General features: G+C 60.2%; 18 protein-coding genes. 15 read left to right on the forward strand and 3 right to left on the reverse strand.

Features of this window, described 5'->3' with window-relative positions:
* Nucleotides 1-219: 219 nt before the first annotated feature.
* From ACB034_RS06675 to ACB034_RS06685, 3 genes are read left to right on the forward strand one after another with little or no spacing between them, the layout of a single operon-like run.
* Nucleotides 220-2,142 carry a PrkA family serine protein kinase gene (locus tag ACB034_RS06675; protein WP_026457556.1) on the forward strand — a complete coding sequence of 641 codons (1,923 nt, stop codon included), beginning with the start codon at nt 220-222 and terminating at the stop codon, nt 2,140-2,142.
* A 24-nt stretch (nt 2,143-2,166) separates the two neighbouring features.
* The gene (locus ACB034_RS06680; RefSeq protein WP_371144093.1) at nt 2,167-3,438 is read left to right on the forward strand and encodes a YeaH/YhbH family protein; all 1,272 of its coding nucleotides are present in this window, start codon (nt 2,167-2,169) and stop codon (nt 3,436-3,438) included.
* Nucleotides 3,439-3,447: 9 nt separating this feature from the next.
* On the forward strand, nt 3,448-4,968 hold the full coding sequence (locus ACB034_RS06685) for a SpoVR family protein (protein ID WP_201977539.1): 1,521 nt from the start codon (nt 3,448-3,450) through the stop codon (nt 4,966-4,968).
* Nucleotides 4,969-5,122: 154 nt separating this feature from the next.
* On the opposite strand, the gene fadJ is transcribed toward ACB034_RS06685, so the two are convergent.
* Nucleotides 5,123-7,246, reverse strand: a complete 2,124-nt coding sequence (gene fadJ, locus ACB034_RS06690; protein WP_371172587.1) for a fatty acid oxidation complex subunit alpha FadJ — start codon at nt 7,244-7,246, stop codon at nt 5,123-5,125.
* Nucleotides 7,246-8,556: an acetyl-CoA C-acyltransferase FadI gene (gene fadI, locus ACB034_RS06695; protein WP_371172420.1), complete on the reverse strand. Its 1,311-nt coding sequence runs from the start codon at nt 8,554-8,556 to the stop codon at nt 7,246-7,248. Before fadI ends, fadJ begins: the two co-directional genes overlap by 1 nt.
* Nucleotides 8,557-8,738: 182 nt before the next feature.
* On the opposite strand from fadI, the gene ACB034_RS06700 reads away from it, so the two are divergent.
* The 11 genes from ACB034_RS06700 (at nt 8,739) to ACB034_RS06750 (ending at nt 20,972) form a co-directional block, all read left to right on the forward strand.
* Complete coding sequence (locus ACB034_RS06700) at nt 8,739-9,689, forward strand: AAA family ATPase (RefSeq protein WP_371172421.1); 951 nt, start codon at nt 8,739-8,741, stop codon at nt 9,687-9,689.
* Nucleotides 9,680-10,576, forward strand: coding sequence for a DUF58 domain-containing protein (locus ACB034_RS06705; protein ID WP_342009821.1), 897 nt, complete (start codon nt 9,680-9,682; stop codon nt 10,574-10,576). Before ACB034_RS06700 ends, ACB034_RS06705 begins: the two co-directional genes overlap by 10 nt.
* Nucleotides 10,561-11,100 (forward strand): DUF4381 domain-containing protein, encoded by a 540-nt coding sequence (locus ACB034_RS06710; protein ID WP_342012264.1) that lies wholly within the window; start codon nt 10,561-10,563, stop codon nt 11,098-11,100. Before ACB034_RS06705 ends, ACB034_RS06710 begins: the two co-directional genes overlap by 16 nt.
* Complete coding sequence (locus tag ACB034_RS06715; protein WP_371172422.1) at nt 11,097-12,089, forward strand: VWA domain-containing protein; 993 nt, start codon at nt 11,097-11,099, stop codon at nt 12,087-12,089. The genes ACB034_RS06710 and ACB034_RS06715 overlap by 4 nt, the downstream gene beginning before the upstream one ends.
* The gene (locus ACB034_RS06720; protein ID WP_371172423.1) at nt 12,080-13,528 is read left to right on the forward strand and encodes a VWA domain-containing protein; all 1,449 of its coding nucleotides are present in this window, start codon (nt 12,080-12,082) and stop codon (nt 13,526-13,528) included. Before ACB034_RS06715 ends, ACB034_RS06720 begins: the two co-directional genes overlap by 10 nt.
* On the forward strand, nt 13,525-15,051 hold the full coding sequence (locus ACB034_RS06725; RefSeq protein WP_371172424.1) for a hypothetical protein: 1,527 nt from the start codon (nt 13,525-13,527) through the stop codon (nt 15,049-15,051). Before ACB034_RS06720 ends, ACB034_RS06725 begins: the two co-directional genes overlap by 4 nt.
* 13 nt (nt 15,052-15,064) lie before the next feature.
* On the forward strand, nt 15,065-15,664 hold the full coding sequence (locus ACB034_RS06730) for a sigma-70 family RNA polymerase sigma factor (protein ID WP_061477594.1): 600 nt from the start codon (nt 15,065-15,067) through the stop codon (nt 15,662-15,664).
* Complete coding sequence (locus tag ACB034_RS06735) at nt 15,657-16,433, forward strand: DUF3379 domain-containing protein (RefSeq protein ID WP_216992286.1); 777 nt, start codon at nt 15,657-15,659, stop codon at nt 16,431-16,433. The genes ACB034_RS06730 and ACB034_RS06735 overlap by 8 nt, the downstream gene beginning before the upstream one ends.
* A gap of 392 nt (nt 16,434-16,825) precedes the next feature.
* Complete coding sequence (locus ACB034_RS06740; protein ID WP_371172425.1) at nt 16,826-18,091, forward strand: outer membrane protein transport protein; 1,266 nt, start codon at nt 16,826-16,828, stop codon at nt 18,089-18,091.
* Between the two features lie 253 nt (nt 18,092-18,344).
* Complete coding sequence (locus ACB034_RS06745) at nt 18,345-19,631, forward strand: outer membrane protein transport protein (RefSeq protein WP_371172426.1); 1,287 nt, start codon at nt 18,345-18,347, stop codon at nt 19,629-19,631.
* A 117-nt stretch (nt 19,632-19,748) separates the two neighbouring features.
* The gene (locus tag ACB034_RS06750) at nt 19,749-20,972 is read left to right on the forward strand and encodes an EAL and HDOD domain-containing protein (protein ID WP_061477598.1); all 1,224 of its coding nucleotides are present in this window, start codon (nt 19,749-19,751) and stop codon (nt 20,970-20,972) included.
* Here the strand turns inward: ACB034_RS06750 and ACB034_RS06755 are convergent.
* Nucleotides 20,969-22,132 carry an acetyl-CoA C-acyltransferase gene (locus ACB034_RS06755; protein WP_371172427.1) on the reverse strand — a complete coding sequence of 388 codons (1,164 nt, stop codon included), beginning with the start codon at nt 22,130-22,132 and terminating at the stop codon, nt 20,969-20,971. The genes ACB034_RS06750 and ACB034_RS06755 overlap by 4 nt on opposite strands.
* Before the next feature lie 120 nt (nt 22,133-22,252).
* Here ACB034_RS06755 and ACB034_RS06760 point away from each other — a divergent pair, with 120 nt between their 5' ends.
* Nucleotides 22,253-22,648: a MerR family DNA-binding transcriptional regulator gene (locus tag ACB034_RS06760; RefSeq protein WP_371172428.1), complete on the forward strand. Its 396-nt coding sequence runs from the start codon at nt 22,253-22,255 to the stop codon at nt 22,646-22,648.
* The last annotated feature ends 48 nt before the right edge of the window (nt 22,649-22,696 follow it).

The following is a 22,696-nucleotide window of genomic DNA, read 5'->3' on the forward strand; positions in this document are numbered from 1 at the left end:
CATTTACCTCACTATCATGGCAAAAATAATTTAACAGTCAGTAACATAGCTGTGTTGCTGGCTGACCGGCCCACTCGGTAAGCCGGCCGGTTTCGTCACTGTGTCATCAATCAAATAGGGATGGATTACTGGGGCCTGTTGACTAGGCTTTAAATGCAAGACCAAACAAATAGTGATCCGCTCATTTTCAGGGTAAGCGACTATAACGAGGGCAAAGTTATGGGCATCTTCGAGCATTACCAACAGCGATATGAGAAAGCCAGGGAAGAGGAATACAGCATCCAGGAGTTTCTGGACATGTGTAAGCAGGACAAATCCTGCTACGCCTCTGCCGCCGAACGCCTGCTGACCGCCATTGGCGAGCCGGAGATGGTCGATACCTCCGCCAATCCCAGACTGAGCCGGCTCTTCTCCAACCGGGTCGTGGCCCGCTATCCCGCCTTCAAGGACTTCTACGGGATGGAAGAGGCCATCGAACAGATCGTCTCCTACCTCAAGCACTCTGCCCAGGGGCTGGAAGAGAAGAAACAGATCCTCTATCTGCTGGGTCCGGTCGGGGGCGGTAAATCCTCTCTCGCGGAGAAACTCAAATCCCTGATGCAAAAGGTGCCTATTTATCGCATCAAGGGCTCACCGGTCAACGATCACCCCTTCTGCCTGTTCGACATCGAGGAAGATGGCGAGCTGCTGGAGAAGGAGTACGGCATTCCGCGCCGTTACCTGCGTCCCATCATGTCCCCCTGGGTTGCCAAGCGACTGCACGAGTTCGGGGGCGACATCACCAAGTTCAAGGTGGAGAAGGTCAATCCCTCCATCCTCGACCAGATCGCCATTGCCAAGACCGAGCCTGGCGATGACAACAACCAGGACATCTCCTCCCTGGTCGGCAAGGTGGACATCCGCATGCTGGAGCACTTTGCCCAAGATGACGCCGACGCTTACTCTTACTCGGGTGCCCTGTGCAAGGCGAACCAGGGGATCATGGAGTTCGTCGAGATGTTCAAGGCCCCCATCAAGGTGTTGCACCCGCTGCTGACCGCGACGCAGGAGGGGAACTACAACGGCACCGAGGGGCTCTCCGCCCTCCCCTTTGACGGCATCCTGCTGGCCCACTCCAACGAATCCGAGTGGCAGCAGTTCCGCAACAACAAGAACAACGAAGCCTTCCTCGACCGGGTTTACATCGTCAAGGTGCCCTACTGCCTGCGCGTCTCGGAAGAGGTGAAGATCTACGAAAAACTGCTGGTCAACAGCGAGCTGACCGAGGCCAAATGCGCCCCGGGCACCCTCGAGCTGCTGGGCCAGTTTTCCGTGCTGTCGCGCCTCAAGGAGCCGGAAAACTCCAGCATCTACTCCAAGATGCGGGTTTATGACGGCGAGAGCCTCAAAGACACGGATCCCAAGGCCAAGAGCTATCAGGAGTACCGCGACTACGCCGGTGTGGATGAGGGGATGAATGGTCTCTCTACCCGCTTTGCGTTCAAGATCCTCTCCCGCGTCTTCAACTTCGACCACGCGGAAGTGGCGGCCAACCCGGTGCACCTCTTCTATGTGCTGGAGCAGCAGATCGAACGGGAACAGTTCCCGCAAGAGCTGCACGACCGCTATCTGGAGTTCATCAAGGGCTACCTGACCCCGCGCTACGTAGAGTTCATCGGGAAAGAGATCCAGACCGCCTACCTCGAGTCCTACTCCGAGTACGGCCAGAACATCTTCGACCGCTACGTCACCTACGCCGACTTCTGGATCCAGGATCAGGAGTACCGTGATCCCGAGACCGGCCAGCTGTTTGACCGCGCCTCGCTCAACAGCGAGCTGGAGAAGATCGAAAAACCTGCCGGGATCAGCAACCCGAAGGATTTCCGTAACGAAATCGTCAACTTCGTGTTGCGCGCCCGGGCCAACAATGCAGGCCGTAACCCCAACTGGACCAGTTACGAGAAGCTGCGCACCGTGATCGAGAAGAAGATGTTCTCCAACACGGAAGAGCTGCTGCCGGTTATCTCCTTCAACAGCAAAACCTCGGCCGAGGAGCAGAAGAAGCACGATAACTTTGTCGAACGGATGATGGAGAAAGGCTACACCCGCAAACAGGTGCGACTGCTCTCCGAATGGTATCTCAGGGTCCGCAAGTCATCCTGACCCTGACCTGTTCAAGGGGGAGTTATGGCGCATTTTATCGACCGCAGGCTCAACGGCAAAAACAAAAGCGCTGTCAATCGGCAGCGCTTCATCCGCCGCTACAAGAAGCAGATCAAACAAGCGGTCTCGGATGCTGTCTCCAAGCGCAGCATTCAGGACGTAGACAAGGGCGAGAGCATCAGCATCCCGACCAAGGATATCGGCGAACCCCATTTCCATCAGGGACAGGGGGGCAAACGGGAGATGGTGCATCCTGGCAACGATCAGTTTGTCACCGGCGACAAAATTGAACGCCCCAAGGGAGGGGGTGGTGGACAGGGTGCCGGTGAGGGGCAGGCCTCCAATCAGGGGGAAGGCTCGGATGACTTCGTGTTCCAGATCTCCAAGGATGAATATCTGGATCTGCTGTTCGAGGATCTCGAGCTGCCCCGCCTGCAAAAGACCCAACTCAACCAGCTGATGGAGATGAAAACCTACCGGGCGGGCTACACCTCCAACGGGGTGCCCGCCAACATCAACGTGGTGCGATCTCTGCAAAACTCGCTGGCACGGCGCATGGCGCTGCAGGCGGGCAAGAAACGCCAGCTGCACGAGCTGGAGGATCGCCTCGCCCTGCTGGCCGCCGATCCCAACGAGCACTTTGCCGAGATGTCCCAGCTCGAAAAGGAGATCCGCGAGCTGAAACGGCGGATCGATGCGGTGCCCTTCATCGACACCTTCGATCTCAAGTTCAACAACTTCGTCAAGCGACCGGTGCCTTCCAGTCAGGCGGTGATGTTCTGCTTGATGGACGTCTCGGGTTCCATGGATCAGGCTACCAAGGAGATGGCCAAGCGCTTCTACATCCTGCTCTATCTGTTCCTGAGCCGGACTTACAAGAATGTCGAGGTGGTCTATATCCGCCACCACACCCAGGCCAAGGAGGTGGACGAACACGAGTTTTTCTACTCCCAGGAGACGGGGGGCACCATCGTCTCCAGCGCGCTCAAGATGATGAACGACATCATCAACGATCGCTATCCAGCCAACCAGTGGAACATCTATGCGGCGCAAGCGTCAGATGGCGACAACTGGGCCGACGATTCCCCCCAGTGCCGTGAGATCCTGGTGCGGGACATCATGCCGCGGGTGCGCTACTACTCCTACATCGAGATAACCACCCGTGCCCACCAGACTCTGTGGCACGAGTATGAATCGGTGGCCAGCCAGTTCCCCCACTTTGCGATGGAGCATATTCGCAAGGTCGAGGATATCTATCCCGTATTCCGGGAGCTGTTCAAGAAGCAAGCGGCGTAAGGAGGTCACATGATCGAAACCGAAAAACGAGTGACGCCACTGGATGACGGGCCGGACTGGAACTTTGATCTGCTGGAGACCTACCACCAGGAGATCGCCCGAGTCGCCAGGTTCTACAAGCTGGACACCTACCCCAACCAGATCGAGGTGATCACCGCCGAGCAGATGATGGATGCCTACTCCAGTGTCGGCATGCCCATCGGCTACCAGCACTGGTCATTCGGCAAACGCTTCATTCACACCGAGCGCAACTACAAGCGTGGCCAAATGGGACTGGCCTACGAGATCGTCATCAATTCAGACCCTTGCATCGCCTACCTGATGGAGGAGAACACCATGCCGATGCAGGCATTGGTGATGGCCCACGCCTGCTACGGCCACAACTCTTTTTTCAAGAACAACTACCTGTTCAAGGCGTGGACCGATGCCTCCTCCATCATCGACTACCTGCTGTTTGCCAAGAACTACATCACCCAGTGCGAGGAGAAGCACGGTATCGATGCGGTGGAGCAGCTGCTCGACTCCTGCCATGCCCTGATGAACTTCGGGGTGGATCGCTACAAACGCCCCCAGAAGATCTCGATGGCGGAGGAGAAACGGCGCCAGAAGGCACGGGAAGATTATCTGCAGACCCAGGTCAACGAGCTGTGGCGCACCCTGCCCAAGCAACACAAGAGTGCCGGGGTCGAGGACAAACGCTACCCCGCCGAGCCCCAGGAGAACATTCTCTACTTCATCGAGAAAAATGCCCCCCTGCTCGAGCCCTGGCAGCGCGAAATCGTGCGCATCGTGCGCAAGATAAGCCAATACTTCTATCCCCAGAAGCAGACCCAGGTGATGAACGAGGGGTGGGCCACCTTCTGGCACTACACCATCCTCAATCACCTCTATGACGAGGGCAAGATCAGCGATCGCTTCATGATGGAGGTGCTGCACAGCCACACCAACGTGGTCTATCAACCGGCCTACAACAGCCGCTACTACTCGGGCATCAATCCCTATGCACTGGGGTTTGCCATGTTCACGGATCTGCGCCGCATCTGCGAGCACCCGACCGAGGAGGACAGGTACTGGTTCCCGGACTACGCCGGCAGCAACTGGGTCGAGACCCTGCATTTCGCCATGCAAAACTTCAAGGACGAAAGCTTCATCAGCCAGTTCCTGAGTCCCAAGGTGATGCGGGACATGAAGCTCTTTGCCATCGATGACGACGATCTGAAGAACTACCTCAAGATCTCCGCCATCCACAATGACGAAGGCTACCGTCAGGTGCGCAACACCCTGTCGGCTCAGTACAACCTGAGCAACCTGGAACCCAACATTCAGGTCTACAACGTGGCAGTAAAAGGGGATCGCTCCCTCACCCTGCGCTATGTGCCCCACAACCGCATCCCCCTTGGCGATTCCCGCCACGAGGTGCTCAAGCATCTCCACCAGCTGTGGGGATTCGATGTGGTGCTGGAGCAGGACAATGGCGACATGCCGCCAGACATCATAGGACGCTGCCCGGAGCGCAAACCCGGGATCTGACTCATCGCCCCTTCCCAATGGCCCACTCTGATGGGCCATTCTTTTGCCCCTTTTTCTCCGCGTCGTACCCGCCCCTGCATACCATCAGCACCGGCATAAAAAGAGGCCCGCACCTTCGGGTGCGGGCCTCTTGTCAGGTTATCGCGGGGCGCTATCAGTAGAAGGTCTGCTGCTCCGTGGCCATCGCTTTGAGGCGCTCACAGGGGGCGAAGCGATCGCCGTGGCGCTTCTGATAATACTCCAGCCTGCCGACCAGATGGTCGATGCCAAGCATATCCATATAACGGAACGGGCCACCCAGGAAAGGCGGGAAACCGATGCCGAAGATAGCGCCAATGTCGCCATCACGGGCCGAGGCCACCACGCCGCCATCGAGTGCCATGGCTGCCTCATTGAGCATCAGCAGCACGCAGCGCTCGGCGATCTCCTGTTTGGCCAATTTGGCCACCGGCTTGATCCCCAACACTCCATAGACGCTCTCATCCACCTTCTTCTTGCCCTTGGCAGCCTTGCCGTAGAGGTAGAAGCCCTTGCCGTTCTTGCGACCCTTGCGATCATTCTCCAGCAACTTGTCAAAGGCCTTGGGCGCCTGGAACTGCTCGCCCCCCAGCTCTTTTTCAAGGATGGGCGAGATCTTGGCCCCCACATCAATCCCCACCTCATCAAGCAAGGTGATGGGGCCCACTGGGAAGCCAAAGTCGAGCAGAGCGCCGTCCAGTACCTCCACCGGTTCCCCTTCCAGCACCAGACGAGCCGCCTCGTTCATGTAGGGGGCCAGGATGCGGTTGACGTAGAATCCCGCCTCGTCTTTTACCACGATCGGGGTCTTGCCCTGGGCACGGGCGAAGGCCAGAGTGGTGGCCACCGTCTCGGGGCTGGTCGTGGCATGGGGAATGATCTCGGCCAGCGGCATCTTGTCCACCGGGCTGAAGTAGTGCAGCCCCACCACCCGCTCAGGGTGCGCGGCGGCGGCCGCAATCTGGTTGATGGGAAGCGACGAGGTATTGGAGGCAAACACGGTATGCTCGCCACACTCGCGCTCCACATCTTTCACCATCTGGTGTTTGAGGGAGAGATCTTCAAACACCGCCTCCACCACCATGTCGACCCGGTGGAAACCGGAGTAGTCCAAGGTGCCGGTCAGCAGGCTCATCTGTTTTTCCAGCTCGCTGCGCAGGAGTTGGCGACGCTTTAGCTTCTTGGCCAGGATGTCGTAGCTGTAGCGCATGGCATTACCGATACCGGCGTTGGCCACGTCCTTGATCCGCACCGGTACACCCGCCTTGGTGGCGGTGACAAAGGCGATGCCGCCCCCCATCAAGCCACCGCCCAGCACGGCGGTATGGCCCACCTTGCGCGGCTCGGCCCCCTGATAGGTGACCTCTTTCTTCATCTCGGTAGTGGCGAAGAAGATAGAGCGCAGAGCGGCAGATTCGCGGGTCATCACCAGCTCGCCGAAGTGGCGGGACTCGGCTGCGAGCCCTGCCTGCATCCCCTCCTCCACGCCGATGCGTACCACCTCGATGATCCGCTCGGGGGCCGGATAGTTGCCACGGGTCTTGGCCTTCACCCCTTTGCGCGCCTGATCGAACAGTACCTTGCGACCGAGCGCATTGGTTTCCAGCAGCTTGCCCTGCAGATCCCGTTTCAGCTGGTGGCGCGGCTTGCCCTTCTTGGCAAGCTTGATGGCGGCCTCAAGCAGAATGGAAGGCGGCACCACATCGTCCACCAGTCCCAGCTTTTTAGCCTGTTTGGCCCGCACCTGCTTGCCGGTCAGCATCAGATCCAGCGCCTTGGCCACCCCGATGAGGCGAGGCAGACGCTGGGTTCCGCCAGAGCCCGGCAGCAAGCCCAGTTGCACTTCGGGCAGACCCAGTACGGTTTTACCGTGATCAGTTACCACCCGGCCATGACAGGCCAGCGCCAACTCCAGCCCACCGCCAAGGCAAGGGCCGTGGATGGCGGCGATCACCGGAATGGTCAGGGACTCGATCTCGGCGAAGATGATCTGCCCCTCGCGAGACAGCGTCTCGGCATCTTGGGCGCTGGCACAGGCCGCCAGCATGCTGATGTCGGCCCCGGCGATGAAGGAGTCCTTCTTGCCTGAGGTGATCACCAGGCCGATCAAATCCCGGTTGCCTTTCACCTCGGCCAGCAGGTTGCTGATCTCCTCTGCAAAAGAGGCCTTCAGGGTATTCATGCTCTCGCCCGGCACATCCATGGTGAGGATGCCGATGCCATCTTTGCGTACGTCCAGTGAAAAAGTCTTCGCGCTCATCATTCAACCTCCAGCACCATGGCCGCACCCAATCCGCCTGCCGCGCAGGCGGTGTTGAGCCCCAATCCCCCACCCCGACGACGCAACTCGTGCAGCGTCTGGGTGATCATCCGCGCACCGGTCGCGGCAAAGGGGTGACCGTAGGCCAGGGAGCCGCCAAGCACGTTGAACTTGTCCATGTCCACCTCACCAATGGCCTGATCGCGGCCCAGCTTGTCACGGGCAAACTCTTTGCTTGCAAACATCTTGAGGTTGGCAAGAGTCTGGGCGGCGAACGCTTCATGCATGTCGATGAGGGTCAGATCGGCCAAAGTGATGCCGGCGCGGTCCAGCGCCAGCGGCGTGGCATAGGAGGGCCCCATCAGCATGTCCTGCCAGACGTCGATAGCAGAAAACGCGAAACTGCGAATAAACCCAAGCGGCTCCAGGCCGAGCTCCTTGGCCCGCCCTTCGCGCATCAACAGCACGGCGGCGGCGCCGTCGGTGAGCGGGGTGGCGTTGGCGGCAGTGACGGAGCCGTGCACTCGATCAAACACCGGTTTGAGCTTGGCATAGCTTGCCAGATCAGACGCCTCGCGGATGTTGTTGTCCCGCTCCAGCGGTGACTTGTAGGGCGGAACGTGGGCGGTAAACACCTCGCCACTGAGCTTGCCGTCGGCCCAGGCCTGCGCGGCCAGAGTATGGGAGCGATGGGCCAGCGCATCCTGCGCCTCGCGGCTGATGCCGTGGGTCTTGGCCATCTGCTCGGCGGTCTGCCCCATGGAGAGGCCGGTGGAGTATTCGGCCACCGCGGGGGGCACCGGCAGCAGATCCTTGACCCGCAACTGGCGCAGAATGTTGAAGCGCTGCTGCAGATTGCGCGCCTTGTTGAGATCCACCAGGGCGCGAGCCAGCTTCTTGCTCACCCCGATGGGCAGCACGGAGGAGGAGTCAGCGCCGCCGGCAATGGCGATATCGGCCATGCCCGCCATGATGGACTCGGTGACATTGGCCACCGCCTGGAAACTGGTGGCGCAGGCACGGGAGACGCTATAGGCATCCGTGGTCACGCTCATGCCGGTACCAAGCACGATCTCGCGAGCGATGTTGGGGGCTTCCGGCATCTGCACCACCTGGCCGAACACCAGCTGATCGATAAGCTTGGGATCGAGATCGGTACGGGCGAGCATCTCGCTCACCACCAGTTTGCCGAGATCCACCGCAGGCACGCCGTGATAGGCAGTCGCCTGCTTGGCAAAAGGGGTTCGCAGACCCGCCACGACGGCAATCCGTTCGCCCTGGCGAGTCGTCAGTTTCAATGGCTGTTTCATCCTGGCTCCTTGGGTTATAAGGCAGAGGTCTGACCTCATTGCGCCACATCTTAACAATCCAATCACAAGTTTCATACAGCTGATTGAAACTAAATTGAGCGCAACTCGGCCCCCTGGCTCGCCCTCGCGGGTCAACTGGAGTATAAACAGATCAACTTCCATAAAAACAACGGGTTTATCGCATGACTGTGGCCGAATTCAGACAATTGAGGAACTATTTGAGCAGCCAGATCCTGGGACAGGATGAGCTGATTGAAGGCTTGCTGATCGCCCTGCTATGTGAAGGACATGTGTTAATCGAAGGGGCACCCGGCCTTGCCAAGACCCGGGCGGTCAAGGCGCTGGCCGGCGCCGTCGAGGGGCGCTTCGCTCGCATCCAGTTCACCCCGGATCTGCTGCCGGCCGATCTCACCGGTAGCGAGGTGTTTCATCCCCAGGATGCCAGCTTCGTGTTCCAACCCGGCCCCCTCTTCAACCACCTTATTCTCGCCGACGAGATCAACCGGGCCCCGGCCAAGGTGCAGTCCGCGTTGCTGGAGGCGATGGCCGAACACCAGATCACGGTGGGCAAGAAGAGCTGGCGCCTGCCGCCCCTCTTTATGGTGGCAGCAACCCAAAACCCCATCGAGCAGGAGGGCACCTACCCTCTGCCGGAGGCCCAGCTCGATCGTTTCCTGCTCAAGCTGATGGTTGATTACCCGAGCCCCGCCATGGAGCTCGCCATTTTGCAGCTCAACGCCAAAGGCGAGCAGCTGGCCGCCGCCCCCGTGACCCTGAGTCAGGCCACCTTGCAGAGTGCCCGCAGCGAGGTGCTGGCCGTGACGATGCAAGAGCGGCTCGCCCACTATCTGGTGGCACTGGTGTGTGCCACTCGCCCGGGCTGCGGCCTGTGCCCCACTCTCGAGCCCCTCATCGCCGTCGGTGCGAGCCCCAGAGCCTCACTGGCCCTAGCCCGCTCGGCCCGTGCCCGAGCATGGCTCGCAGGACGAGACTATGTAGTGCCGGAAGATATCCAGCTGCAGACCTATCCTGTACTGCGCCATCGCCTCATTCCCAGCTATCAAGCCCTGGCGGACAACCTGGACAACGACACCCTGATCGACCGCCTGCTGGATCTGGTGCCATGCCCCTAGATCCTTGCCAGCATCCCGATATCGCGCTGGAGCTGCCTCGCCTGATCAATATCCGGCTATGGGCAAAAGCCCGCAGCAAAGCGGGAAGAAGCAGTGCCGAGCGAGGCAAGCCGGGCCGCTCCCCGGGCCTCACTTTCAGGGAGCTACGCGCCTATCAGGCCGGTGACGAGGTGCGCCACATCGACTGGCGGGTCACCGCCCGGCTCGGGCGACCCTATACCCGCCTCTATAGTGAAGAACAGGATCAGGCCCACTGGCTGCTGCTCGATCTCTCACCTGCCATGTATTTCGGCTCCACATTGCAACTCAAGGCACGTTTGGGATGCGAGCTGGCCGCCGCCCTGATCTGGCAAGGGGAACAGCAACACAACACCTTGATCTGCCACGGCGCCGAACCCCATCGCCTGAGCCAGCGTGGCAGCGTCATCCCCTTGCTCGAATCCCTCTGTCATCACTACCGTCTCGGCCTGATGCGCCGCGACCCGGCGTCCTCCCTCGCCCAGACCCTGGCAAGACTGACCCTGCCCCACGGCGCCAGACTGACCCTGATCACGGATCACAGACCCTGCGATGGCGCCCTGTGCCAGCAGTTGCAGCTCTTGTCCCGTCGCCACGATATCCACTACTGGCAGATCCGCGACCCTCTGGAGGCTGACCTGCCCGCTCACGGTCAACTGCCTGTCGCCATCGAGCGCCCGCCCCGGCACTATCAGGGCTGGCTGGATGGCCAGCATGCCGGCTTTGCCAGGCGCTACCAACTGGCGGCCCAGCAACAGCTTGCCCATGGCAAGCAGCAACTGTTACCGCTGGTGCAGCGCCTTTATCTGCTCGACAACGGCCAGACGCTGCAGCAACAGTGGCAGGAGGGGTTATGTCATCAGGGATAAATGCGACAGCAAAGCTGGAGTTGGCCAGCCCCGCTTCGGAAGCCATCACGCCGCCGCTAAGCTCGCTGATGAGGGACATACACCCGGGCCCCGAGATCGCCGAGCAGAGCCTGGATCCCAGGCTTCAAGGGCTATTGTGGCTACTGATCGGTGCAACATTGCTCTGGCTGATCATCCGTTTCACTCTGATGGTGTTGGGATACCGGCGCTGGTGTCGCCAGTTTGATGGGGATCCCCAGCAACTGGTGCCCCGACTTCAGGAGGCCCTGCGCCATGAGGTGCTGCAGCGCTGGCCCGAGGCTTGCCAGCTGCATGGCGAGGCGTGGCTCGCCTTTGTCGATCGCCATGGCGGGAGCGATTTTTGCCAGTTTGCCGATCAATGGAGCGGCTGGCTCTATGGCAACCAGTCACCCACCCGCGAGCAGCGTGCCCAGCTTGAGCAAGCCTATCGCCGCTGGGGGCGCACCGTTTTTTTGCGCCAACCACTGCTGGCAACAAGACGCGCTCGCCGGAGGCAGTCATGATCCTCGCCTGGCCCTGGTTTGCCCTAGCACTGGTGCTGCCCCTGCTGGTGCGCTTTGGCCTGCCTTCCCTGAAGAGGGGTCATCTGCACCATCCTGGCTTTCCCCTGCTGCGTCCCCACGGTGGCTTGCCCTTATGGCGCGCCCTCTTTATCTGGTGCGCCCTGATCCTCGCCCTCTGCCGCCCCCAATGGTGGGGAGAGCCTATCGTGCGTTATCAGGAGAGCCGCGATCTGCTGCTGGCGGTGGATCTCTCCGACAGCATGCGCACCCCCGACATGCTCGATCGCGGCGAACAGCTGGCGCGTCTGACGGCGGTGCGCCAGCAGATCAAGCAGCTGATCGCCGCCCGTGCCGGAGACAGGCTCGGGCTTATCGTCTTTGCGGATCACGCCTACCTGCTCTCTCCCCTGACCCGGGAGATCCCCGCCCTGCTGACCTTGAGTGACGAGCTCGACTTTGATCTGGTGGGGCGCACCACGGCGCTCGGTGAAGCCATCCTGCTGGCTCGCCAGCACGCCGACCCAGCCCACCCCGGCGCCCTGCTGCTGGTGACCGATGGGCGCAATACCGCAGGCAGCGCCGATCCTCTGCAGGAGGCCCGCCTCACCGCTGCGAGTGGCATGCGGATCTACACCCTGGGGGTTGGCGCCGATCCGGATACCTTCGTCCTGCCTTACGATCAGCTGGGCACCGGCCAGGCCGATCCCAGCAGTGAGCTGGATGAGCCCCTGCTCAAGGCGCTAGCCGAGGTGGGCCACGGGCGCTACTTTCGGGCACGCACCCAGGCCGATCTTGAGGCTATCAACGACGCCCTCAATCAACTGGAGCCCACCGCCCGGCCAATTGCGCACCATCAACCAATCACCGAACTTTATCCCTGGCCACTGGCGCTGGTATGCGCCCTCTTGCTGCTCCCCACCAACGGCAAAGGCGCGCTTCCTGGTAGCTGGCGCGCTCTGCTGGCAAGAAGGGTTCGCCGATGGAGCTGATCCTGCTGCGACCATGGTGGCTGCTTGCCCTGATCCCCTGGCTCTGGCAAGGGTGGCGACGCCATCGCCAGCCCCCCCTGCTGGCGCCAGCCATGCAGGCCTATCTGCTGCCTGCCACCCGGCCATGTCGCCCCTGGCGCTGGCTGGCAACCTTGCCCGTTATCCTGGCACTGAGCGGGCCGGCTCTGCGCGGTGAGCTGCAACAGCAACCCGCCGCCCCCCTCGATATCTGGCTGCTCGATCTCTCCCGCTCCATGGAGGCAACCGATCTCAAACCTGATCGGGCCACCCGGGTCAGGTGGCAGTTACAGCAGTTGCTCGCCAGCGCCCAAGGGGCGCGCATCGCCCTCATCCTCTATGCCGGGGATGCCTACCTCGCCATGCCGCCGACCCGGGATCATCAGGCGCTCTCCCTGCTGCTGCCCGACTTGCGCCCCGCCATCATGCCGCTGCAGGGCAGCAACCCGGCACGGGCCGTCGCCCTGGCCATGAAACAGATTGCTCCCGGTGAGCAGGCCCGGCTGCTGCTCATCACCGATGGTCTAAGCGCCAAACAGATAGCGCAGATTGGCAAGCTGTGGCCCTGCCAGCAGACCCTGTTTTGCCACGACAATGCCCCAGCGAGGCTCGATATCCTGCTCGCCAGCAGCGGCCAAGCGGCAGATATGCCTCCCATCCCGGCCGGTGAACTTGGTTTTGCGCGCCAGCCCCCCCGTTTGCCGGCACCGGACGGCCACGCCATCGAGGCCCTGACGAGCCGCCTTGGCGGTTCACTGCAGTGGCTTGACGGCGCCCCTCCCCGTTTTGCGCCGCTGCCGGTCACCAGCTCGGCCCTGACGCCAGCCCCCCTCGATCTCGGTCCCTGGCTGTTGATCCCGCTGCTACTGCTCGCCTTGCTCGCCAGAGTGGGGGCCTATCTGATGGTGCCGCTGCTGCTTGGCTGGCCACTGTTGCAGTCACCGCCGGCGCAGGCGAACGAGCTCACCGAACAACAAGCTCTTGCCGCCTATCAGCGAGGAGATTTTGAGGACGCGGCCCTGGCCTTCGATAACCCCATCTGGCGCGGCAACGCCTGGTATCGGGCAGGCAAGTTCCGTCAGGCAATCGCGGCCTATCAGGAAGATGACAGCGTCACCGCCCACTACAATCGGGGCAATGCGCTGGTACTGCTCGGGGAACTGGACAGCGCCAAAGAGGCCTATCTGGCTGCTCTTGCGCAAGAACCTGGCCATGAAGATGCCCTCTATAACCTCTCCTTGCTGCAGGGCCAGGCGGCATCCGCATCTGAGAAGACCGACACGGCGCCTCTCCCGTCGCCCTCTTCTCCCCAAAGCGAACCGGCCCCCTTACCTCCCGCCCCGCCGGTGGTACTGCTTGAGCAGCGGCTTCGCAAGGAGGCGCTCAGACGGGAGCTTATCAAGGTGGAGGCTCCCTGGTGAGATACCTCATACTGGCCCTGTTGCTGTTGGCCTCCCCTGGCTGGGCCTTGCCACCTCGGGCCGAGTTGTTGCCGGGCGCCACTGCGGCGGACTGGCTATTGATCATTGAGGCAGATGGCGAGCGCGACAGCCGCGAGCTGGAGATAGCCCCGCTGCTGCGCCAGTTTGCAGTGGGCAGGGTCACCATGAGCCGGGTCACGACGCCGGTGCAGCAGCTGACCCGCTGGCAGATCCCCCTGCACCTCGGCCAGGGGCACGATGGAACAGCTGACCTCATCATTCCCTCCCTCAAGCTGGGTGATGAGATGACCCAACCCCTCCATTTTCGCCCGCAGCAGGTGGCAAAAATCGCACCACCTCCAGCACCCGCGCCGATGGAAATGCAGGCCCGCCTGCTGCATCAAGGACCCCTCTATCCCGGTCAGCCGGTCATTTACCAACTCACCCTCTGGCTCCCCGCCAATCTGCAACACCCGGGGTTGAGCGAGCTGACCTCTCCCCATTTCATCATTCGCCGCCTTGGCGATGACGAGTGGATAGCCCCCGCACAGGGGGGATTGCCCGGCAGGCTCACCCGCAGCTGGCTGATCCAGGCCAGGGAGCCGGGACAGTGGCAATTGGAGTCTCCCCGCTTGCAGGGCCAGTTGCCCCGGCAAGAGGACGGGCCGGATCGGCTCTCCGCCAGAGCGGCGCCGCTTCAGGTTCGGGTGGACAAGGCTCCCGCCACGCCCGTGGCCAGCGCCCTGACCTTGCGCCAGCGCATCGAGCCCGCCAGCGAAGGGCCTCTGGGAGAACCGCTGATCCGCATCCTGACCCTGACGCTGGAAAATGGCGACAGCAGTCAGGTACAGCTGGCTCCTCTCATGGCAAGTCGCCTCCCTGACGGTTTACAGGCCCATCCTGACGGGGAGCGGCAAGATGAACGCTACCGCGACAATGCCCTGCACATCGAGCGAGAGTGGCGGCAAACTCTGTCAACCCAAGAGGCCGGTACCTACCTGCTGCCGCCCATCGAGTTGAGCTGGTTCAACACTCAAACGGGCAAAATTGAGCAACTATCCCTGCCAGCCACCCGCCTCAGCTTCCAGCCCACGACGGGCCATGAAGCAGAGCAGAGCGCATCACGGGAAGTCGCCGCAGACAGCCTCTGGTGGGTGTTGCTGGCGTTGGGGCTGCGCATGGTCTGGCGTCGTTGGCCACGCTGGCGGGCTTTCTATTACCTGCAGCGGGCACTCTGCCTGCACCGGCCCGATGCCAGCCGAAAAGCGCTCATCCATTGGGCCTCCCTGCGCTGGCAGGGCACCTATTATGAATTAGGCCAGTTGCAGCGAGCTCGGCATAATCATGTCGGCGCGCATCTAGAAGATCTCGAGCGAGTCTGCTTTTCCAGCCAGCCAACTGATCCGCTCCCCCGCTGGCAACAGCTCGCCGACACGCTAAGGCCCCATGAAACCATCGGGATCGCACACCTCATCTGTCTGCTGGCGCACCTGAGTGCTCGCTCCCGCGCATCGGCCCCCTGACAAGGAGTGCTTAATGGCATTGCTGTTTTTCAGAAAAAAACACGCTCAGCACCATATTGGAGGAAATGATCCGGCCAGTACGCCGGTCTATGACCATATGGCTGACAAACAAACCAAATTTGAAGCACTGGTCCATGCCCTGCACGGGGATCTCTACCGTTACGCCTACTGGCTGACCCGGGATCCGGCGGTGGCGGAAGACTTGGTGCAAGAGACCTTCCTGCGCGCCTGGAAGGCCATCGACACCTTGCTCGATGACAAGGCAGCCAAGAGCTGGCTGATCACCATACTGAGGCGAGAGAACGCCCGCCGTTTCGAGCGTAAACAGTTCGATCTGGTGGATCTGGATGAACATCCCCAAAGTCACCCGGATGCCCTGCACAGCGAACAGGAGATGGAACACGAGTGGCTGCGCCGCCATATCGGCCGCCTGCCCGAGGAGTACCAGGAACCCCTGCTGCTGCAAGTGGTGGGGGGATTCAGTGGTGACGAAATTGCCGAGATGCTCGGCCTCAACAAAAACACCGTCATGACCAGATTGTTTCGAGCCCGCAACCAGATCAAAGAGGCGATGGAACAGAAGAAACCAGCAAGAGGACACGGACATGGATGAACTCGAATTTCGCCGCAACGCCATGATCCAGCCCCATGATCAGCAGCCGGATTTTCTCGAGGCGGCCAATGCCAATCCGGCCAATCGCCAATATCTGGACGAGATGAAGCGGCTCGATCGTTCGCTCCATCAGGCCATGGAGGTCGACGTCCCGGCCGGACTCGCCCAGCGGATCCTGCTAAAACAGGCCTTGCTGCGAGAAGAAGATGAGGCCCGGCAACCGGCTCATCCCGTGGGGAACCTGCCCACGGCAACATCAGGTACTGCCAGGACCAATTGGCGCCAGCTGGCCATGGCCGCCTCCGTCGCCTTCCTGCTTGGACTCAGCACACGCTGGATAACCCTGCCCCAGGCTCCGGCCACGACCCAGTCCCTCGCCCAGGTGGCGATGGCCCATGTCTATGGGGAAGCACCTTTTATCAAGGGAGTCGACGAGCGGGTCAACCTGCAAAACATCAACGCCAAGATGGAGAAATATGGCGCCACCTTAAGCGGGATGGACGGGCTCAAGGTGACCTATGTCAACCATTGCTCTTTTTATCAGGGGCCCGCGCTGCACATGGTGATCCAGGGCAAGATGGGACCGGTCACCCTGTTTCTGGTACCCAAACACGTGCCCTTGACCCTGCAACCCAACTTTGAGGATGGCACCCTCAAGGGTGAAATAGTGCCGCTGCGGGGTGCCAACATGGTGCTGATTGGTGACATGCAAGAACCCCTTGCGCCAGTTGCCGACACACTGGAGTCACGTCTGCACTGGTCCATTTAACAAAACCGGTCGATACCCATATTCACAGGCAGTCTGGCTCGCCCAGCTGCCTGTTCAACTCAAGTTCCCCCCTCTTTTTCCGCCAGATGTCGCACGTTATCCAATTTTTCAAAAAAATATTTTTGTGAGCCAGATCGGTTAATTTGCTCTAAAAATGGCCTTCCACCCCCGAAATTGATGAATTAAACAGCCAAATAAAACAAATGATTAACACCCTGGTCACTTTTATGTATTCTGCTGTCACTGGTCTGATTTCTTACCTCCTACCAGATCCATAGAATCACGCCAGCATTGATTGGGAAGAAGCTGAAATAACAACGGATTTTGTCGAGGTCTGCAGTGAACATGCAGCCAAGTATCGGCAAAAAAATCTGCCTACAAGAGAGAACACCATGACCACAACAGTTTTCAAGAAGAGCCTGATTGCAGCCACTATTGCCCTGGCCACCAGCCAGGTTCATGCTGCTGCGTTCCAGCTGAACGAGCACTCCGCCTCCGGTCTGGGCCGTGCCTATGCCGGTGAAGCGGCCATTGCCGACAACGCCGCCGTGCTGGCCCGCAACCCGGCAGCAATGACAACCTTCGAAAAGATGGCCGTTTCCGTCTCCGGCACCTATATCAAGCCGGATGTGGATGTAGATGGCAGCATCGCCACACCGCTGGGCAAGGTATCTGCCAGCGAGTCAGGCATTGCGCCGTCCGCCTTCGTACCGGCATCCTATTTTATCCAGCCGCTCAATGATCAGTGGGCATGGGGTATCGGCCTCTTCTCCAACTACGGTCTCTCTACCGAATACTCCAAAACCTTCGCTGCGGGTGCCGGTGCCGGTGATACCGAGCTGCTGACCCTCAATATCAACCCGAATATCGCCTATCGCATCAACGAGCAGTTCAGCATCGGTGCCGGTATCAACGCCGTGTATGGCGCTGCCGAACTGAACCGCTATGCCGGCCTGCTCGGTCCGGCTCTGGGCCAGAAGTCCGACACCCGTATTGCGCACCTCAAGGGTGACACCTGGGGCTTTGGCTGGAACGTGGGTACCCTGTATGAAATCAACAAGGATCACCGCTTCGCCCTGACCTACCGCTCCCAGGTCGACATGAGCTTTGACGGCGACTTCCAGGGGCTGACTTCCGGTAACCGCACCGTGGATGGCAACCTGAAGCTGGATCTGCCGGCCCAGGCCGAGTTCGCCGGTTACCACCGCCTGAACCAGCAGTTTGCCGTTCACTACTCTGTTAACTGGACCGACTGGAGCGCATTCCAGGAGCTGAAAGCCACCAGCAACCAGTGTGCTGGCGGTGTCTGCCTGCAAAAAGACGAAAAGTTCAAGGACTCTACTCGCTACTCCATCGGCGGTACCTGGTATATCAACCCGGCTTGGGAAGCGCGTCTGGGCTTCGCCTACGACAACAGCCCGATCGAGCCTGAATACCGCAGCCTGAGCATCCCTGACTCTGACCGTGTCTGGTACAGTGCCGGTGCTACCTACCACATCAACCCGGACATGAGCGTCGACTTCGGCATGGCCTATCTGGATGGCAAAGAGGTGGACGTGAGCGAAGGTCTGCGCAACCACTCTGACGCACTGCGCTGGAAGGGCACCTCCCACGGCAACGCCTTCCTGGCATCTGCCCAGTTCAACATGAAGTTCTGATTGTTGAGCAACATGAAAGAGCGCCGCAAGGCGCTCTTTTTTTATGCGACATCCTCTTCTCGGCGTACAGCTGTAGCACACACATGTTCACTTTTCTTTTTTAATCAAACTATTAGAGCGCTCTCTCCCAGTATTTAATCCCGTTTTCATCCTCTGTGCACCTCTGTGGTTGCCTTACTGGTCATACCATATAAAATCCTGCCTCCATTCATATGGCCTACTGAACATTCGGTTCATACCCAAGGATTTTGTCATGCAATCCATCATCAAACCGTCCGCTATCGCCCTGTTGGTGATCGCGGGTCAAACCCATGCCGCCGGATTCCAGCTGGCCGAGCAATCTGCCACCGGCCTCGGCCGCGCATTTGCCGGTGAAGCCGCCATTGCCGACAACGCCTCCGTATTGGGCCGCAACCCGGGTGCCATTACTCGCTTCAAACAGACCGCCTTCTCCGGCGGCTTCATCTATATTCGCCCCCAGGTCGATATCGAAGGGCGTGTGAGCGATAAGTTCGTGACCCCAGTGGGTAGCCTGCCCACCGGCAACAAGTCCGCCGACGCCAGCGACGTGGCGGGCGATGCCTGGGTGCCCAACCTCTATGTCGTCACCCCCCTGAATGAACGGCTCAGCCTGGGGCTCTCCCTCTCCTCCCAATACGGGCTCGGGATCGAGATGCCAAAAGGGTACAGCGCCGGCCACTTTGGCAATGTGTCCGATATCAAGACAGTCGAGCTCGGCACGGCCCTGGCCTATCAGTTCACCCCCTTCTTCTCCGCAGGCATGGGACTTTCCCTTATTCGTGGCGAGGGGGAAGTAGGTGGCACTTTCCCCCACCAGGACAAGATCGCCAAGCATCTCGAAGGCACTGGGAACGAGCTTGGCTGGAATATCGGAGTGCTGCTCACCCCAAGCGAGCGGACCCGTATCGGTCTCACCTATCGCAACGGGGTCGATCTCAAGCTCAAGGGGGATGCCGTCGGGGTCGATGGCCAGGGACAGACGTTCAAAGATACTGGCAATCTGGTACTGCCACTGCCTGCCACCGCCGAACTTGCCCTCTTCCAGCAGCTCACAGACAAGCTCGCGCTCCATGGCAGCGTCAACTGGACTAACTGGAGCAAGTTTGTCGGTCTGGATGCCGAGCTTGATCATCAGGGGCCGATGCACATCAAAGATGAAAACTGGCAGGACAGCTGGCGCTATGCGCTCGGCATGACCTATCAAGTGGCGCCCAAGTGGCAACTGCGCTCAGGCATTGCCTACGATGAGAGTCCGGTCCCTGCGGCCAACCGCACCATTTCCATCCCCGACTCGGATCGCATCTGGTACAGCCTGGGAGTGGGATATCAGTACAGCAAAGCGCTCTCGGTCGATGTGGGCGTCACCCTGATCGATGGCAAAAAAGTGGGGGTACATGAATCCTTCACGCAACCGGTTCGCCTGCCCAACGGCATCCCGGCCCACTACCAGTCCAATTTTGACGGCACTTCGGAAGGGGATGCCTGGCTGGCCGGTGCCCAGCTGAGCTATCTCTTCTAACTCGTTCTTCTTGCAAACAAACACTATGCCAGTCATTGACTCAGCGAGCCGGGTCAATACTGGCATAGTGCCGCGCTACACCATAGAATCAAGCCAGTACCCATATCGGAGCCAGGCATGTATTCCTACGTAGCTAGACAGCCGATCCTCGACAAGGATCTCAATACCCATGCCTATGAATTGCTCTTTCGCGATAGCCTGAACAATGTCTTCCCCAGCATCTCCTCCCAGCAGGCCACATCACGCTTGGTGGTGGAGCAATTTTTGCAGCAAAACATCGATCAATTACTGGGGGGCCGGCCCTGCTTTATCAACTTCCCTCACTCCCTGTTGCTGGATGGTCTGGCGGAATGCCTCCCTCCCGACAAGGTGGTGATTGAAATTCTGGAAGATGCGGCGCCGGATGATGCTCTGCTGGAGAAGGTCAAACAGCTGCATACACAGGGCTACCAGCTGGCACTGGATGACTTCACCCTGTCGCCGGAGTGGGAGCGCTTCCTTCCCTTTATCCACATCATCAAATTTGATCTCAGGGCCACCTCCCTGTTCCAGATCAAGGTGTTCATTCAACGTCACAAAAGCCTCAACCTCACCTATCTGGCGGAAAAGGTGGAGGACAAGGCCGAATTCGAACGGATGAAGAAACTGGGCATCCAGCTGTTTCAGGGGTTTTTCTTCAGCCGCCCCGAACTGGTCAAGCAGGCGACCATGGAGCCAACTCAGGTAGTGGTCATGCAGCTGCTCAACGTGGTCAATCAGGCAGAGCCCGACATCAACCGGATTGAACAGCTGCTGAGTCAGGACGTGGCCCTCTCCCTCAAGTTGCTGCGTTATGTCAATCATCTCAAGGGGCGTACCAATCCCATCTCTTCCTTTCGCCAGGCGGCCATCTATCTTGGCAACACCCAGCTAAAGCGCTTTGTCTCCCTGGTCGCTGCCACCAGCGCAGGTAAAGGCAAGAGTGCCGAGCTCTATCAGATGTCCCTGATCCGGGCCCGTTTCTGCGAATTGCTTGCCCATGTCCATGCTCCCGCCCAGCAGGAGCCACAGGCCTTCATCACCGGGCTCTTCTCGCTGCTGGATGTGTTGATGGAACAACCGATGGACAAGCTGCTGGGTACCATTCCGCTCGCCGAAGAAATCCGGTTGGCCCTGCTGGAGCGCAAGGGCAACCTGGGTTTCTACCTCGCATTTTGTGAAGAGTACGAAAGCGCCAACTGGACACAAGTCTCAGCCAGAACGGCCAGACTGGGGCTGAGCGAAGACAAAATCAGCCACCTCTATCTGGCCGCCACCACCTGGGTCAACGAACAGTTCCAGGCGATGACGGCAACCGACTAGTCGATCTCGACCGCCATCGCGGTCGCCTCCCCGCCCCCGATACAGAGCGCAGCCACCCCGCGTCGCAAACCCCGTTGACGAAGCGCCGCGCTCAGGGTCACCAGCACACGGGCGCCGCTCGCTCCCAGCGGGTGGCCCAGGGCGCAGGCGCCACCGTGCACATTGACCTTGTGATGGGGAATATTGCATCCGGCCATCGCCAGCATGGTGACCATGGCGAAGGCTTCGTTGATCTCGAACAGGTCGACCTCCTCCACCGACCAGTCGAGTTTGGCCAGCAGACGAGAGATGGCGCCGATAGGCGCCGAAGTAAACTCCGCCGGCAACGCGGCATGGCTCTGATAACCCACGATCCGGGCCAGCACCGGGATCTGGCGCGTTCGCGCCAGCTCGGGCGCCATCAGGATCAAGGCGGCGGCCCCATCGGAAATGGAACTGGCGTTGGCCGCCGTGATGGTTCCCTCCTTGCCGAAGGCCGGCTTGAGGGTGGGGATCTTGTCAGGTCGCCCTTTACCCGGCTGCTCGTCTTCGGCAAGCAACAACTGCTCGCCCCGATAGACGGGGGCCAGCTCGGCGGCAAAGAGTCCTTCCTGCTGGGCCTGACGCGCCCGTTGCAGCGAGGCAAGGGCAAATTCATCCATGGCCACCCGGGTCAGCCCCGCCTGATCGGCGCTGTGCTGGGCGTGGATCCCCATCAACTGGCCATCATAGGCATCCTGCAGCCCGTCGAGGAACAGGTGATCGAGCACGGTTTGATGTCCCATGCGAAAGCCGCTGCGCGCTTTGTCCAGCAGATAGGGGGCACGACTCATGCTCTCCATGCCGCCGGCCACCACGACCCGGTTATCCCCGAGCCGGATGCTGTCTGCGGCCAGCATCACCGCCTTCATGCCGGAGCCACACACCTTGTTGATGGTCGTGGCGGGGACCGCAAGAGGCAGACCAGCCTTGAGCGTCGCCTGCCTCGCCGGCGCCTGGCCGACACCGGCCCCGAGCACATTGCCAAGATACACCTCATCGACCTGCTCCGGGGACAAGCCACTCTGCACGAGGGCCGCCTGAATGGCACAAGCCCCCAGCTCCGAGGCTGACACCTCTGCCAATGCCCCTTGAAAGGCTCCCATGGGCGTTCGTTTTGCCGCTACGATTGCAATATCCATTTGCTGCTCTCTCCTTGTTGGATGGTCCTAACATATGTGCTCTGGCGCTATGGAACAAGAGTTGCAGTGCAGTTTACGTTTAGGTAAGGTGCCCTCAGGATCGTTTGCCAAGATAGCCATATGAATAAAACCAAGGATGAGAGCCGGCGTTACAGCATCAGTGAGCTGGCCCGGGAATTTGATGTAACGACTCGCAGTATCCGCTTCTATGAAGATCAGGGCTTGCTTAACCCCGCCAGAGAGGGGCAGACCCGTATCTACAGCAAACAGGACAGGGTGCGCCTCAAACTCACTCTACGCGGTAAACGGCTGGGGTTCAGCCTGGCTGAGATCCGCGAACTGTTTGATCTCTATGATGCCGACAAGAGCAGCCGGACCCAGTTACAGACCATGCTCGAACTGGTGGCGGAGAGAAGGGAAACCTTGCAGCAGCAGATGGAAGACATTCGGGTCGTGCTGCTGGAGCTGGAGGCCGCTGAGCAACGCTGCAAACAGGCGCTGAACCAGATGAAATAACAAGAGCGTTCTCCTGAACACGCACTGGCAAGTGCCAACCGGGGAACC

The sequence above is a fragment of the Aeromonas sp. S18(2024) genome (assembly GCF_041402525.1).
Classification (GTDB): domain Bacteria; phylum Pseudomonadota; class Gammaproteobacteria; order Enterobacterales; family Aeromonadaceae; genus Aeromonas; species Aeromonas enteropelogenes.

Coding starts and splice junctions, on each gene's coding strand:
- ACB034_RS06715 (WP_371172422.1), top strand. CDS start 11,097: ATGATCCTCGCCTGGCCCTGGTTTGCCCTAGCACTGGTGCTGCCCCTG.
- ACB034_RS06710 (WP_342012264.1), top strand. CDS start 10,561: ATGTCATCAGGGATAAATGCGACAGCAAAGCTGGAGTTGGCCAGCCCC.
- ACB034_RS06760 (WP_371172428.1), top strand. CDS start 22,253: ATGAATAAAACCAAGGATGAGAGCCGGCGTTACAGCATCAGTGAGCTG.
- ACB034_RS06705 (WP_342009821.1), top strand. CDS start 9,680: ATGCCCCTAGATCCTTGCCAGCATCCCGATATCGCGCTGGAGCTGCCT.
- ACB034_RS06735 (WP_216992286.1), top strand. CDS start 15,657: ATGGATGAACTCGAATTTCGCCGCAACGCCATGATCCAGCCCCATGAT.
- ACB034_RS06680 (WP_371144093.1), top strand. CDS start 2,167: ATGGCGCATTTTATCGACCGCAGGCTCAACGGCAAAAACAAAAGCGCT.
- ACB034_RS06755 (WP_371172427.1), bottom strand. CDS start 22,132: ATGGATATTGCAATCGTAGCGGCAAAACGAACGCCCATGGGAGCCTTT.
- ACB034_RS06720 (WP_371172423.1), top strand. CDS start 12,080: ATGGAGCTGATCCTGCTGCGACCATGGTGGCTGCTTGCCCTGATCCCC.
- ACB034_RS06750 (WP_061477598.1), top strand. CDS start 19,749: ATGTATTCCTACGTAGCTAGACAGCCGATCCTCGACAAGGATCTCAAT.
- ACB034_RS06675 (WP_026457556.1), top strand. CDS start 220: ATGGGCATCTTCGAGCATTACCAACAGCGATATGAGAAAGCCAGGGAA.
- fadI (WP_371172420.1), bottom strand. CDS start 8,556: ATGAAACAGCCATTGAAACTGACGACTCGCCAGGGCGAACGGATTGCC.
- ACB034_RS06700 (WP_371172421.1), top strand. CDS start 8,739: ATGACTGTGGCCGAATTCAGACAATTGAGGAACTATTTGAGCAGCCAG.
- ACB034_RS06685 (WP_201977539.1), top strand. CDS start 3,448: ATGATCGAAACCGAAAAACGAGTGACGCCACTGGATGACGGGCCGGAC.
- ACB034_RS06740 (WP_371172425.1), top strand. CDS start 16,826: ATGACCACAACAGTTTTCAAGAAGAGCCTGATTGCAGCCACTATTGCC.
- ACB034_RS06745 (WP_371172426.1), top strand. CDS start 18,345: ATGCAATCCATCATCAAACCGTCCGCTATCGCCCTGTTGGTGATCGCG.
- ACB034_RS06730 (WP_061477594.1), top strand. CDS start 15,065: ATGGCATTGCTGTTTTTCAGAAAAAAACACGCTCAGCACCATATTGGA.
- fadJ (WP_371172587.1), bottom strand. CDS start 7,246: ATGAGCGCGAAGACTTTTTCACTGGACGTACGCAAAGATGGCATCGGC.